9 protein-coding genes are annotated in these 13,229 nt (G+C 62.4%); 5 read left to right on the forward strand and 4 right to left on the reverse strand.

What is annotated here, in order from left to right; all coding sequences use genetic code 11:
* Window positions 1-205: 205 nt before the first annotated feature.
* From AC2LD7_RS19740 to gshA, 3 genes are all read left to right on the forward strand, one after another.
* Window positions 206-2,527: a Tex family protein gene (locus AC2LD7_RS19740; protein ID WP_484599371.1), complete on the forward strand. Its 2,322-nt coding sequence runs from the start codon at window positions 206-208 to the stop codon at window positions 2,525-2,527.
* 1 nt (window position 2,528) lies between these two features.
* The gene (locus tag AC2LD7_RS19745) at window positions 2,529-2,915 is read left to right on the forward strand and encodes a PaaI family thioesterase (protein WP_484599372.1); all 387 of its coding nucleotides are present in this window, start codon (window positions 2,529-2,531) and stop codon (window positions 2,913-2,915) included.
* A 137-nt stretch (window positions 2,916-3,052) separates the two neighbouring features.
* Window positions 3,053-4,630: a glutamate--cysteine ligase gene (gene gshA, locus AC2LD7_RS19750; protein WP_484599373.1), complete on the forward strand. Its 1,578-nt coding sequence runs from the start codon at window positions 3,053-3,055 to the stop codon at window positions 4,628-4,630.
* A 287-nt stretch (window positions 4,631-4,917) separates the two neighbouring features.
* On the opposite strand, the gene argA is transcribed toward gshA, so the two are convergent.
* From argA to AC2LD7_RS19770, 4 genes are all read right to left on the reverse strand, one after another.
* On the reverse strand, window positions 4,918-6,219 hold the full coding sequence (gene argA, locus AC2LD7_RS19755; protein ID WP_484599387.1) for an amino-acid N-acetyltransferase: 1,302 nt from the start codon (window positions 6,217-6,219) through the stop codon (window positions 4,918-4,920).
* Between the two features lie 101 nt (window positions 6,220-6,320).
* On the reverse strand, window positions 6,321-7,475 hold the full coding sequence (gene argE / locus AC2LD7_RS19760; protein ID WP_484599374.1) for an acetylornithine deacetylase: 1,155 nt from the start codon (window positions 7,473-7,475) through the stop codon (window positions 6,321-6,323).
* Between the two features lie 125 nt (window positions 7,476-7,600).
* Window positions 7,601-8,866 carry an inorganic phosphate transporter gene (locus AC2LD7_RS19765; protein WP_484599375.1) on the reverse strand — a complete coding sequence of 422 codons (1,266 nt, stop codon included), beginning with the start codon at window positions 8,864-8,866 and terminating at the stop codon, window positions 7,601-7,603.
* A gap of 36 nt (window positions 8,867-8,902) precedes the next feature.
* On the reverse strand, window positions 8,903-9,580 hold the full coding sequence (locus AC2LD7_RS19770) for a TIGR00153 family protein (RefSeq protein WP_484599376.1): 678 nt from the start codon (window positions 9,578-9,580) through the stop codon (window positions 8,903-8,905).
* Window positions 9,581-9,684: 104 nt separating this feature from the next.
* On the opposite strand from AC2LD7_RS19770, the gene AC2LD7_RS19775 reads away from it, so the two are divergent.
* On the forward strand, window positions 9,685-11,052 hold the full coding sequence (locus AC2LD7_RS19775; protein WP_484599377.1) for a CYTH domain-containing protein: 1,368 nt from the start codon (window positions 9,685-9,687) through the stop codon (window positions 11,050-11,052).
* Window positions 11,053-11,423: 371 nt separating this feature from the next.
* Window positions 11,424-13,208 carry a type IV pilus assembly ATPase TfpB gene (gene tfpB, locus AC2LD7_RS19780; protein ID WP_484599378.1) on the forward strand — a complete coding sequence of 595 codons (1,785 nt, stop codon included), beginning with the start codon at window positions 11,424-11,426 and terminating at the stop codon, window positions 13,206-13,208.
* The last annotated feature ends 21 nt before the right edge of the window (window positions 13,209-13,229 follow it).

Raw genomic sequence — 13,229 nt, forward strand, 5'->3', positions numbered from 1 at the left:
GCTTCAGGCTTCAGGCTTCAGGCTTCAGGCTTCAGGCTTCAGGCTTCAGGCTAATCAGCGTGCGGCGCGACGAGATTGCATCAAGGCCTTTATCGCTTTTACCGCTTATGCCTGCCGCCTGCCGCCTCCTGCCGCTCTTTCCCTCTATAATCCCGCCCTTTCGCGCAGGCCCGGCCTGCATGGTTTGACTGACCCAGGTAAGTTCATGGACAGCATCAATTCCCGTATCGCCGCTGAACTGGGCGTGCGCCCGCAACAGGTTGCCGCCACCGTGGCGCTGCTCGACGAAGGTTCCACCGTGCCCTTCATCGCCCGCTACCGAAAGGAAGTCACCGGCAGTCTCGACGACACTCAGCTGCGCCTGCTCGAAGAGCGTCTGCGCTATATGCGCGAGCTGGACGATCGCCGTGCCTCGATCCTCGCCAGCATCGAGGAACAGGGCAAGCTCACCCCAGAGCTCAAGCGTGAAATCGACCTCGCCGACACCAAGACGCGCCTTGAAGACCTCTATCTGCCCTATAAACAGAAGCGCCGCACCAAGGGTCAGATTGCCCTGGAAGCCGGCCTGGGCGAGCTGGCCGACGCGATCTTTGCCGATCCAGAGCTGAATCCCGAAAGCGAAGCCGCACGCTTCGTCGATGCCGAAAAAGGTTTCGCCGACGTCAAAGCGGTATTGGAAGGCGCCAAGTACATCCTCATGGAGCGCTTCGCCGAGGACGCCAACCTGCTGGCCAAGCTGCGTGACTTCCTCACCCACAACGCCACCCTGAGCGCGCGCGTGGTACCGGGCAAGGAAAACGAAGGCGCCAAGTTCAGCGACTACTTCGAGCATGACGAACCGCTCAAGAGCGCACCGTCGCACCGTGCCCTGGCGATCTTTCGCGGGCGCAACGAAGGCGTGCTCAGCGTCAGTCTGAAAGTCGGTGACGAGGCGCCCGGCACTATGCACCCGGGCGAAGTGATGATCGGCGAGCGCTTCGGCATCGCCAACCGTGGCCGCGCGGCGGACAAATGGCTAAGCGAAGTGGTGCGCTGGACCTGGAAGGTCAAGCTCTATACCCATCTGGAAACCGACCTGTTCGGCGAGCTGCGCGACAAGGCTGAGGACGACGCCATCGGCGTCTTCGCCCGCAACATGCACGACCTGCTGCTGGCCGCGCCGGCTGGCCCGCGCGCTACGCTCGGCCTCGATCCGGGCCTGCGCACCGGCTGCAAGGTCGCAGTAGTCGACGCCACCGGCAAGTTGCTGGATACCGCTACCGTTTATCCGCACGCACCGCGCAATGACTGGGACGGCACCCTTGCCGTGCTGGCCAAGCTCTGTGCCAAGCACAGCGTCGACCTGATCGCCATCGGCAACGGCACCGCCAGCCGCGAAAGCGACAGGCTGGCCGCTGATCTGATCAAGCAGGTGCCGGGCCTCAAGCTGACCAAGGTCATGGTCTCCGAAGCGGGCGCCTCGGTGTACTCGGCGTCGGAACTGGCGGCCAAGGAATTTCCGGATCTGGACGTCTCGATTCGCGGCGCGGTGTCCATTGCGCGCCGCCTGCAAGACCCGCTCGCCGAACTGGTGAAGATCGAACCCAAGGCCATCGGTGTCGGTCAGTACCAGCACGACGTCTCCCAGCTGAAGCTGGCGCGCTCGCTGGATGCGGTGGTCGAGGACTGCGTGAACGCCGTCGGCGTCGACGTCAACACGGCTTCGGTGGCGCTGCTGGCGCGCATCTCCGGCCTGAACACCACGCTGGCGCAGAACATTGTCGCCTACCGTGATGCCAATGGCGCGTTCAAGGCACGTAGCGAGCTGAAGAAGGTGCCGCGCCTCGGCGACAAGACCTTCGAGCAGGCCGCTGGCTTCCTCCGCGTAATGAATGGCAGCAATCCGCTGGACGCTTCGGCTGTGCACCCGGAAACCTATCCGCTGGTCAAACGCATCGCCACCGACACTGGCCGCGACATCCGCTCGCTAATCGGCGATTCGGCCTTCCTCAAGCGCCTCGACCCGAAGCAGTTCACCGATGACACCTTCGGCCTCGTGACGGTCAGCGACATCCTTCAAGAACTGGAAAAACCCGGCCGCGACCCGCGCCCTGAGTTCAAGACCGCCGAATTCCAGGAAGGCGTCGAGAAGCTCAGCGACCTGACGCCCGGCATGGTGCTGGAGGGCGTGGTGACCAACGTGACCAACTTCGGTGCCTTCGTCGACATCGGCGTGCATCAGGACGGGCTGGTGCACATTTCCGCGCTGTCGGAGAAGTTCGTCAAAGATCCCTATGAAGTGGTCAAGGCCGGCGATATCGTCAAGGTCAAGGTCATGGAAGTGGACATCCCGCGTCAGCGCGTCGGCCTGTCCATGCGCATGAGCGATACGCCCGGCGAGAAGGCCGATAACATGCGTGGCGGCGGCAACAACCGTGGCGGCCAGGCGCGCGGCGAGCGCAAGCCGAGCAAACCGGAAACCAAGCCGGCACCCGCGAACAACGCCATGGCGGCGTTGTTCGCCAATGCCAAAAGCCTGAGGAAGTGACATGCGCGAAGTCGAAAAGATAGGAAGTAGCAGCGCCTTCGGGCGCCTGCTGGGCCTGGAAATTCTCAAGGCCGAGAGCGGCGAAGCGGTGCTGCGCCTGGAAATGCACGACGGCTTGCGCAACCTGCACGGCAAACTGCACGGCGGTGCGCTGTTTTCACTGATCGACACGGCCATGGGCCAGGCCAGCCATAGCCTCAACGACGGCGAGCCGAACAGCGTGACGCTTGAGTGCAAGGTCAACTATATCCGCCCGGTCACCGAGGGCGAACTGACCTGCCGCGCCTGGGTGGTCCACAGCGGGCGCCGCACCCAGGTCTTGGAAGCCGAGGTCCATCAGGGCGAGAAACTCGTAGCCAAGGCGCAATCGACCTTCGCCTGCCTTTGACGCATGCCCCGGCAGGCCTGGCGTGGGGGTTGCGTTGGAAACGCTCTGCAGCGGTGCGCGGTCCAAGTTTGACGCCTCTTGTAGAGCGCTCGATCCACCCCCATATTGTGCCGACTGACGCGTGAAGGAATTTTCAATTGAGCGATCTTCTCTCCCACCGCCTGGCGCTGCTGGCCGAGCACCACAACCTGTCTCTGCTCTCGCAATGCCTGCATGGGATTGAGCGCGAATGCCTGCGCGTGGATGGCGACGGCGAACTCGCCATGACTCCGCATCCGAGTGCGCTGGGGTCGGCACTGACACATCCGAAGATCACCACCGATTATTCCGAAGCGCTGCTGGAGTTCATCACCGGCACCGAGATCGATCCAGAGAAAACGCTGGCCGAACTGGACGCGATCCATCGCTACACCTACAGCAAACTTGGTGATGAGTTTCTCTGGAGCCCGTCGATGCCGGGCCATCTGCCCGAAGAAGCGCAGATCCCCATCGCCGAGTACGGCAGCTCCAACATCGGTCGGCTCAAGCACGTCTATCGTCAGGGTCTGGCGCTGCGCTATGGCAAGACCATGCAATGCATCGCCGGTATTCATTACAATTTTTCGCTGCCTGAAGCCTTGTGGGCGGTGCTGAAAGCCGATGACGGCGACAGCCGTTCGCTGCAGGATTACCAGTCTTCGCGCTACATCGCGCTGATCCGCAACTTCCGCCGCTACAGCTGGCTGCTGATGTATCTGTTCGGCGCCTCGCCAGCGTTGGATGCCAGCTTCATGCGCAACCGTTCGCACCAGCTTCAGCAGCTGGACGACCAGACGCTCTATCTGCCGTACGCCACTAGCTTGCGTATGAGCGACCTCGGTTATCAGAGCAATGCCCAGGCCGGGCTAACGCCCTGCTACGACGACCTGCCGAGCTATACAACCAGCCTGCACAAGGCGGTATCGACGCCCTACCCCGAATACGTGGCGCTGGGCACCAAGGACGCCGAAGGCAACTGGCGACAGCTCAACACCAACGTGCTGCAGATCGAGAACGAGTACTACTCGAACATCCGACCCAAGCGCGTCACCGCGTCTGGCGAGCGTCCGCTGCATGCCCTGCGCGCCCGAGGTATCCAATACATCGAAGTGCGCTGTCTGGACATCAACCCCTTCCTGCCGTTGGGAATCGACATCAACGAAGCGCGCTTCCTCGATGCCTTTCTGCTGTTTTGCACGCTGCAGCAGAGCCCCTGTCTGGTCGAAGGCGAGTGCAGCGCTAGCAACGATAACTTCCTCAAGGTGGTCAAGGCAGGCCGCAAACCAGGTCTGGAGCTACGTCGCTGTGGCGAGAACGTAACGCTGCAGGCGTGGGCGACCGAGCTTATCGGCGAGATCGGCAAGGTGGCTGAGCTGCTGGATCGAAGTCACGGTGGCGATCATCACGCCCAAGCGCTGGCCGAGCAGCTGGCGAAGGTCGTCGACAGCAGCCTGACTCCCTCGGCACGGGTGCTCGACGCGCTGCGCCGCAACGGTGAAAGCTTCAGCCAGTTCTCGTTGCGCCAAACCCGCCAGCACGCCGAATACTTCCGCGGCCAAACGTTGCCCGAAGCCGACATGGCTTGGTTCGACGCCACCGCACGCGATTCGCTGGCGCAGCAAGCCGAGATGGAAGAAGCCGATACCCAGGACTTCGACAGTTTCGTCGAGGACTACCAGCGCAGTTTGACGCAGTAGGAGCAGCCGGACGGCGGAAGCGAATCAGGCCGCGAAGGTGGGCCGGGCGGCGCTCCGCTTTAGCCCACCGCTTGCTTACATGCACCGTACAACCCCTCGCCTGGCCTGTTGCCTTCGCGCCGCTCCTTGGTGGGCTGAAGCCCACCCTACGATATCCGCCCCGGCCCACGGTACGAGACTGTATTCGACTTTATAGCCACCTCGGCGGGTTCAACCGCTCTATACCAGCACTCGCCGCGTCACCGCTTTTTCATCGGACCTTACGGCCTCCAGCGCTCTTTTCGGCTTTACAGCTTTTTCTCGAATATCTTCGAGTTGCGCTGGAAGTTGTATAGCGAGGCTCGCGCGGCCGGCAATCTCTCCACGCCGCTGGGTTCGAAACCGCGTTCGCGGAACCAGTGCGCCGTGCGAGTGGTGAGCACGAAGAGGGTTTTCAAACCCATCTGGCGCGCCCGTGCTTCGATGCGCTCCAGCAGTTCGTCGCCGCGACCACCGTGGCGGTATTCAGAGTTGACCGCCAGGCACGCCAGCTCACCGGAGTCGGAATCGGCGATCGGATAGAGCGCGGCGCAGGCGATGATCAAGCCGTCGCGCTCGACGATGCTGAACTGTTCCATCTCGCGTTCGAGCACTTCACGCGAACGGCGCACCAGAATGCCCTGTTCCTCGAGCGGCGTGATCAGGTCGATCAAGCCGCCGACATCTTCGATGGTCGCCTCGCGAAGCTGTTCGAATTGCTCCTGAGTCACCAAGGTTCCGTCGCCGCCGTCGCGGGTGAACAGCTCGTTCAGCAACGAGCCGTCCTCGGCATAGCTGATCATGTGGCTACGGCGCACGCCACCCTTGCACGCCTGCGCCGCGGCGTCGAGCAGCTCGGCCTGGTAGCTGCCGACGAGGCGTTCGATATACGCCGGGATCTGCGGCGGGCGCAGCTCGCGCACCAGCTTGCCACTCTGGTCACGCAGGCCACGCTCGGCGCCATAGAGCACCAGCTTGTCGGCCTGCAGATCGATAGCCGCGCGAGTGGCGATGTCTTCGCAGGCGATGTTGAAAATTTCTCCGGTGGGCGAATAGCCCAGCGGCGAAAGCAACACGATGGTGCGCTCGTCGAGCAACCGACCGATGCCCTTGCGATCGACCCGGCGCACCTCGCCGGTGTGGTGGAAGTCCACGCCATCGACTACGCCGATCGGGCGCGCCGTGACGAAATTGCCACTGGCCACGCGCAGCCTTGCGCCCTGCATCGGTGAGGCAGCCATGTCCATCGACAGGCGCGCTTCGAGGGCGATACGCATATGCCCGACGGCGTCGATGACACACTCCAGCGTCGCCGAATCGGTGATGCGCAGGTCGCGATGGAAGCGTGGTTCGATGCCGCGAGCGGCCAGACGCGCTTCGATTTGCGGGCGCGAGCCAAACACCAGCACCAGGCGCACACCGAGGCTGTGCAATAGGACCAGATCATGGACGATATTGGCGAAGTTAGGATGCTCCAGGCCATCGCCTGGGAGCATGACCACAAAAGTACCGTCGCGGTGCGCATTGATGTAGGGCGTTGAGTCGCGAAGCCAAGTGACGTAATCGTGCATTGCAGAAGCCTTAGATAACTGCTTGTTCAGTCCGGAAGCCGGGGCGAGTGAGGAGGCAGGGAGCAGATTCATGCCGCGATTCAGGATCGCCGAACCTGCTCCTATCCTCGGCCTGGTTGCAAGCAGTAGTGTTCGATCATTCCGCGCAACAGCCTCACGGTGGGTTCGATTCTGTCGAGGTCCAGGTACTCGTCCGGCTGATGGGCGCAGGCGATATCACCAGGGCCGAGGATCAGCGTCTCGCAGCCAAGCTGCTGAAGATAAGGCGCTTCGGTGGCAAAGGCCACTGCCTCGGCGACGTGACCGGTCAGGCGCTCGGCTAGCTTCACGAGCTCGCCGTCCGCCGGCTGAGCGAAGGCCGGCACGCTGGGGAACAGCGGCGTCAGGTCGATCTTCACCTGATGCTTTTCGGCCACGGGGCGCAAACGCTGGGAAATGGCGTCGCGCAGCGCTTCCGGCTCCATGCCGGGCAGAGGCCGTAGATCATATTCCAGCGAACACTGGCCGCAGATGCGGTTTGGGTTGTCGCCGCCGTGGATGCAACCGAGATTCAAGGTTGGCTGGGGCACGTCGAACAGCGGGTTGTGATACTGCGCCTGCCACTCGCGGCGTAGCGCAATCAGCTCACTCATGACGTCATGCATGGCTTCCAGCGCGCTATGGCCATAGGCGGGATTGGAGGAATGGCCGCTCTGTCCGTGAATGTCGATGCCCTCCATCATGATGCCCTTGTGCAGGCGCACTGGCCGCAGTCCGGTCGGTTCGCCAATCACCGCGGCGCGCCCCAGCGGGCGCCCCGCGTCAGCCAGCGCGCGGGCGCCGGACATCGAGCTTTCCTCGTCGCAGGTGGCGAGAATCAGCAGGGGCTGTTTGAACGGCTGGGCGAGCAAGGGCAGTACGGCTTCGATGATCAGCGCGAAGAAGCCTTTCATGTCGCAGCTGCCGAGGCCGTACCAACGGTCGTCGGCCTCACGCAGCCGGAGCGGATCGGCGGTCCATAGCTCGGCATCGAAGGGCACGGTGTCGCTGTGCCCGGCCAGGACCAGGCCGCCCGGCCCGCTGCCATAGCTGGCGAGCAGATTGAACTTGCCGGGTGTGACTTGCTGGATTTCGCAGTTGAAACCGAGGTCGCCCAGCCAGCTGGCGAGCAGATCGATCACGGGTCGGTTGGTCTGGTCCCAATGCGCCTGGGTGCAGCTCACCGAAGGCGCGGCCACTAACGCGGCAAATTGGTTCTTGAACGAGGGTATGGGCACCGACAGCCTCCTTCGATGAGCAACAGAGCTGCTCAGTGAAGCATGAAACCGATCATTGTTGGGCTGAAAAACAAAACGCCCCATCGAATGACGGGGCGCATGTTCTGCAAAGGCAAGCAGCTACGTCAGACGAAGATCGCCTGAAGGATGCTGAAGAACACGATCGACAAGATCGCGCCCGCCGGCAGGGTGATGATCCAGGACATGAAGATCGAACCCACCACCCCAAGATTCAACGCACCGATACCCCGAGCAATACCGATGCCCAGCACTGCCCCCACCAACGTATGGGTCGTGGATACCGGCAGGCCGATGGCCGAAGCACCAACCACTGTGGTTGCGGTGGCCAGTTCGGCAGCGAAGCCGCGGCTGGGGGTCAGCTCGGTGATTTCCTTGCCGATGGTCGCGATGACCTTGTAACCATAGGTGGCCAAGCCGATGACGATGCCGATCGCGCCCAGCAATAGCACCCAGCCTGGGACCGCCGATTTGGCCGCGATTGCCGCAGCGCCGCCGGATTGGATGACGCCGACCACGGCCGCCAGCGGGCCGACAGCGTTGGCCACGTCATTGGCACCGTGGGCGAAGGCCATCGAGCAGGCAGTAAAGATCATCAATACCGCGAACACTTTCTCCACGCTGGCGAAGTGGAAAGCGCGGTTTGCCTCTTCGTCGACCTTGATGCGCGACAACAGCGCGACGCCAAGCAACATCACAGCCACGCCGATGGCCATCGCCAGCAGAACGCCCTGGCCGCTGGTCAGCGTGAGGCCGACATGCTTGAGGCCCTTGGTCACGGTCATCAACGCAACCATGAAACCGGTCAGGAACATGTACAGCGGCACGAAACGCTTGGCGTTGCGGAAGGGCTCATCGGTATTGATGATCAGCTTCTGCACGCTCATGAACAGTCCGAACGCGACGATCCCGGAAAGCAGAGGCGTGATCACCCAACTGGCGACGATGGGCCCGATGGCATCCCAGTGAACGGCATCGGTGGAAACGCCGACCGCAGCAAAGCCGATGACCGCGCCGACGATCGAATGCGTGGTGGAGACCGGCCAGCCTTTCATGGTGGCGATCAGCAACCAGGTGCCGGCCGCCAGCAGCGCTGACATCATGCCCAGCACCATCAGATCAGGAGATATGACCTGAGCGTCGACGATGCCATTCTTGATGGTTTCGGTCACTTCGCCGCCGGCCAGGTAGGCACCGCAGAACTCGAAGATCATGGCCACGACAATGGCCTGCTTGATGGTCAGCGCCCGAGAGCCAACCGAGGTGCCCATGGCGTTGGCCACGTCGTTGGCACCCACGCCCCACGCCATGAAGAAACCGAAGGCGCAGGCGAGAATAAGGAGTACGAGGCCGTAGTCCGAAATGAGAGACATAAAAGTACCTTTGGGACCCAGAAAGGAATCTGGCGCTTAGCGCGCCAGCAGTTGTTCCAGACGGTTGCCGACACGCTCGGCACGGTCAGCTACGTCACCGATCCATTCGATGATCTTGTAGAGGAACATCACGTCTACTGGAGGCAATTCCTTTTCCAGCTTGAACAGCGCACGGCGCACCGTGATTTGCATACGGTCGGTTTCACGCTCGATTTCGCCGATTTCTTCGACCATGCTTTCCACCAACGTGGCCTCGCGACCGCTGAAGCCGGTTTCGAGCAGCGAATCCAGCTCTTTGAGCGCCTTCAAAGCCTGACAACTGGCATCCACGCTGCGTTGCACGAAGGCCAGCATTTCAGGCTGCATGGCCGGCGGTACGGTCATGCAGCGGCCCAACATCAGCCCGGCGATGTCCTTGGCGCGGTTGGCAATTTTGTCCTGTACACTCAGCAGCTCCAGCAGATCCGAGCGCGGCACCGGCAAAAACAGGCTTTTCGGCAAGTGTTGACGCACGCTCTTCTTGAGCTTGTCGGCCTCGTTTTCCAGTCGGGCCATCTCTTTCTGGATCTGTTCGACCCGTTCCCAGTCTTCTGCCGTAATGGCCTGGAACAGCGGTACCAAATTGGCGGCACATTCGTGGGACTTGGCCATATGCTGTTGCATCGGACCGATTGGCGAACGCCCGAACAGGCTGACGAAAGGATTGATTGGCATAGGGAACACCCCGGCTTCAGAAGGCGGCAAGTATACGGATGACCTCAAAGGGCCGCTACCGCGTGACAACGGTCACACTCAAACATAGGCATCATCTCGGCACCATGCAGAAAGAAACCGAAATCAAACTGCGCGCCAGTCGCGAAACCCTTGCGGCGTTGCGTGACCATCCGCTGCTGAAGAAACGCAACAAGAGCGGCTGGCAGCGGCATGAATTATTCAACCAGTACTTCGACACGCCCGAGCGCGAACTTGCTCAGGCCAAGGTCGCACTGCGCCTGCGCCGCGACGGCGAGCAGTTCATTCAGACCCTCAAGAGCCGCGGCCAGAGTGTCGCCGGTCTTTCCGAGCGCAACGAGTGGGACTGGTATCTGGACAAGGCCAAGCTCGACCTGAAGAAGCTCGCCGACGACTGCTGGCCTGCCAGTCTTGCCGAGCTGGACAAGAAGACCTTGAAGCCGATCTTCACCACCGATTTCGTCCGCGAGAAGGCCGAAATCGCCTGGGGACGCGGCAAGTCGAAGGTGATCATCGAAGCGGCCCTGGATCTGGGCAAGGTCGTGGTCGGCAAGCAGAGCGAGGAAATCTGCGAACTGGAGCTGGAGCTGCGTCAGGGCGAGCCCGAAGCGCTGCTGGAATTGGCCGCCGAACTCGCTGCCAGCCTGCCGCTGATGCCCTGCGATATCAGCAAGGCCGAACGCGGCTATCGCCTGTACGACGCCGACAGTTATTCGCTGAGCCTGCCAGCGCCGCAGTTGGAGGCGACGATGTCGCTGGATGACGCCTTTGCCGCGCTGGCCTGGCAGCTGCTGGGCAACAGCCAGCGGCTCGCCGAGCAATATCGCTTCAATGGTCGCTGGAAGCTGCTCGGCGAATGGCTGCAACAACTGGTGGAACTGCGGGCCCTGCTCGGCAGCCTCGGCCAGGCGGCTCCACGCGCGACGAGCCGGGAATTGCGCGAACAGCTCGACGCGCTGATTCAGGATTGGCGTCCACGCGTCGAAGCCGGTCGTGATGACGAAAGCGTTCGTCAAGCCGCACCGACCGAGTTCGCCGCCGAGCTCCAGCAGCCACGTTGGGGCCTGTTCTCGCTGACAGCATCGCTGTGGCTGCTGCAACGTGGCTGGACCGCTGAGCGCAACAACCGTGGCAATCGCCAGGGCGCGGCTGAGCTGGGCAACTGGCTGCCACGCCATCTGGGGGAAGAAGCCGTGGCGCTGCAGCTGCAACGCTATCAGCAGCAACCCGAAGACCTCGCCGAGCAACGCCCGCGCATGGAGCGGCTGCTGGTCTGGCTGCATCTGGCCCGCGCCACACTGGAGCTGCCGGAGGCCGACCGCCTCTACGGCGAACTGGCCAAGCTCTATGAACTGGCGCAGCAGCCGCTGAACGACGAGCTGATCGAAGCCCGAATCGAACAAGCTCGTACGATCTGGACCCTGAAGCCCTGGAAGCTGCTGACGAAAAAGTAGTCCAGGGATCGAGGCTGGTGCTAAGCGTAGGGTGGGGAGACTCATGCAGGGTGGGCTTTAGCCCACCATTTATCGCAAGCGCCCTTATCGGCGACTGACCGGTGCCCGCCTCCCCGACACTCGTGGGCTAAAGCCCACCCTACATGACGTTACCGATCCACCGGGTGGCGCTCCACCAGCGAAGCCACGGTGGATGTAAAAAGCGACATCCACCCTACTGACTTATTTACTGCCGTATCGGCGCACTACTCAGGTGCGCCGCCATCCGTCGATCATCACCGACGATGCCGCAAAGTTGAACCGTCCAGGCAGACAGGGCGCGCGTTTAACGGCAAGCTTGGCCTTCGTCTCCTCCATGACCGAAGGGCCCCATGTCCGTGTTGAACTCGCCCACTCAGGACCGCTTTCTCGACCTCAATGATCTGCTGCGTGATCTCGTCGCCCAGGGGCGGCTGCAGCAGGAAACCGCCGAGCAATGCATGACCTTGCGGCGCAGTGCGGCTAACAGTCAGCAGCATCCGTTGGAATTCCTTGGCGCGCAGCAACTCGATGACTTGACGCGCCCAGGCAAGAAACTCGACCTGGAAACCCTGACTGTCTGGCTCGCCGAGCAGGCCGGGCAGCCTTACCTGCGGATCGATCCGCTAAAAATTAACGTCGCCGCCATCACGCCGTTGATGTCGTATGCGTTCGCTCAGCGGCACAAGATTCTCGCGGTGGCGGTGGACAGCTCCGCCGTGACCATCGCCAGCAGCCAACCCTTTGTGAAGAGCTGGGAAGCGAACCTCACTCACGTACTGAAGCGGCCAATCAAGCGGGTGGTGGTCAATCCGGTGGACCTGCAGCGCTTCACCGTGGAGTTCTATCGGCTGGCCAAGTCGGTCAGCGGCGCCTCGGCCAACGACCAGAAGGTCAGCGGCACCGGCAACTTCGAGCAACTGCTCAACCTCGGCGCCAGCGACCAGGAGCCGGACGCCAACGACGCGCATGTGGTGAACATCGTCGACTGGCTGTTCCAATACGCCTTCGATCAGCGCGCCAGCGATATCCACATCGAGCCGCGGCGCGAGCAGGGCACCGTGCGCTTTCGCATCGATGGTGTATTGCACAACGTCTATCAATTCCCGCCGCAGGTGGCGATGGCAGTGGTCAGCCGGCTGAAAACCCTGGGCCGGATGAACGTCGCTGAAAAACGTAAACCGCAAGACGGTCGGGTCAAGACCAAGACGCCGGACGGCGGTGAGGTGGAGCTGCGGCTGTCGACGCTGCCGACCGCCTTCGGCGAGAAGATGGTGATGCGGATTTTCGACCCGGACGTGCTGCTCAAGGGCTTCGACCAGCTGGGCTTTTCCGCCGAAGACCTGCGCCGCTGGCAAAGCATGACCGGCCAGCCCAACGGCATCATCCTGGTCACCGGCCCCACCGGTTCGGGCAAGACCACCACGCTCTACACCACGCTCAAGCAATTGGCGACACCCGAGGTGAACGTCTGCACCATCGAAGACCCGATCGAGATGATCGAGGGCGCCTTCAACCAGATGCAGGTGCAGCACAACATCGATCTGACTTTTGCCAGCGGCGTGCGCGCGCTGATGCGCCAGGACCCGGACATCATCATGGTCGGCGAAATACGTGACCTTGAAACCGCCGAGATGGCGATCCAGGCGGCGCTGACCGGGCATTTGGTGCTCTCCACCCTGCACACCAACGATGCGCCCAGCGCCATCACTCGGTTGCTGGAACTGGGCGTGCCGCATTACTTGCTCCGTGCGACGCTGTTGGGCGTCATGGCCCAGCGCCTGGTGCGCACGCTGTGCCCGCATTGCAAGGCGCCGATACAGCTGGACGCGGACGACTGGCAAGCCCTGACCAAACCCTGGAACGCGCCGCTGCCGAGCAATGCGCAGCAGGCGGTGGGCTGCATCGAATGCCGCGACACCGGCTACCGCGGGCGCGCAGGCGTTTACGAGATCATGCTGCTCAACGACGCGATCAAGCCGCTGATAACCGCCGACACCGACCTCATCGCCCTGCGCCGCCAGGCGTTCAAGGACGGCATGCACAGCCTGCGCCTTTCCGGCGCACAGAAAATCGCGGCAGGGCTGACAACGCTGGAAGAAGTGCTGCGGGTCACGCCGCAGAGTGAGCAAAAGTAGAGCGGCTTCAGGCTTCAGGCT

The sequence above is a fragment of the Stutzerimonas sp. genome, from assembly GCF_982611455.1.

What these genes read in the sequence shown, in the direction of transcription:
- AC2LD7_RS19740 (WP_484599371.1), top strand. Translation starts at nt 206, where the DNA reads ATGGACAGCATCAATTCCCGTATCGCCGCTGAACTGGGCGTGCGCCCG.
- argA (WP_484599387.1), bottom strand. Translation starts at nt 6,219, where the DNA reads ATGCACGATTACGTCACTTGGCTTCGCGACTCAACGCCCTACATCAAT.
- AC2LD7_RS19770 (WP_484599376.1), bottom strand. Translation starts at nt 9,580, where the DNA reads ATGCCAATCAATCCTTTCGTCAGCCTGTTCGGGCGTTCGCCAATCGGT.
- AC2LD7_RS19775 (WP_484599377.1), top strand. Translation starts at nt 9,685, where the DNA reads ATGCAGAAAGAAACCGAAATCAAACTGCGCGCCAGTCGCGAAACCCTT.
- tfpB (WP_484599378.1), top strand. Translation starts at nt 11,424, where the DNA reads ATGTCCGTGTTGAACTCGCCCACTCAGGACCGCTTTCTCGACCTCAAT.
- AC2LD7_RS19765 (WP_484599375.1), bottom strand. Translation starts at nt 8,866, where the DNA reads ATGTCTCTCATTTCGGACTACGGCCTCGTACTCCTTATTCTCGCCTGC.
- AC2LD7_RS19745 (WP_484599372.1), top strand. Translation starts at nt 2,529, where the DNA reads ATGCGCGAAGTCGAAAAGATAGGAAGTAGCAGCGCCTTCGGGCGCCTG.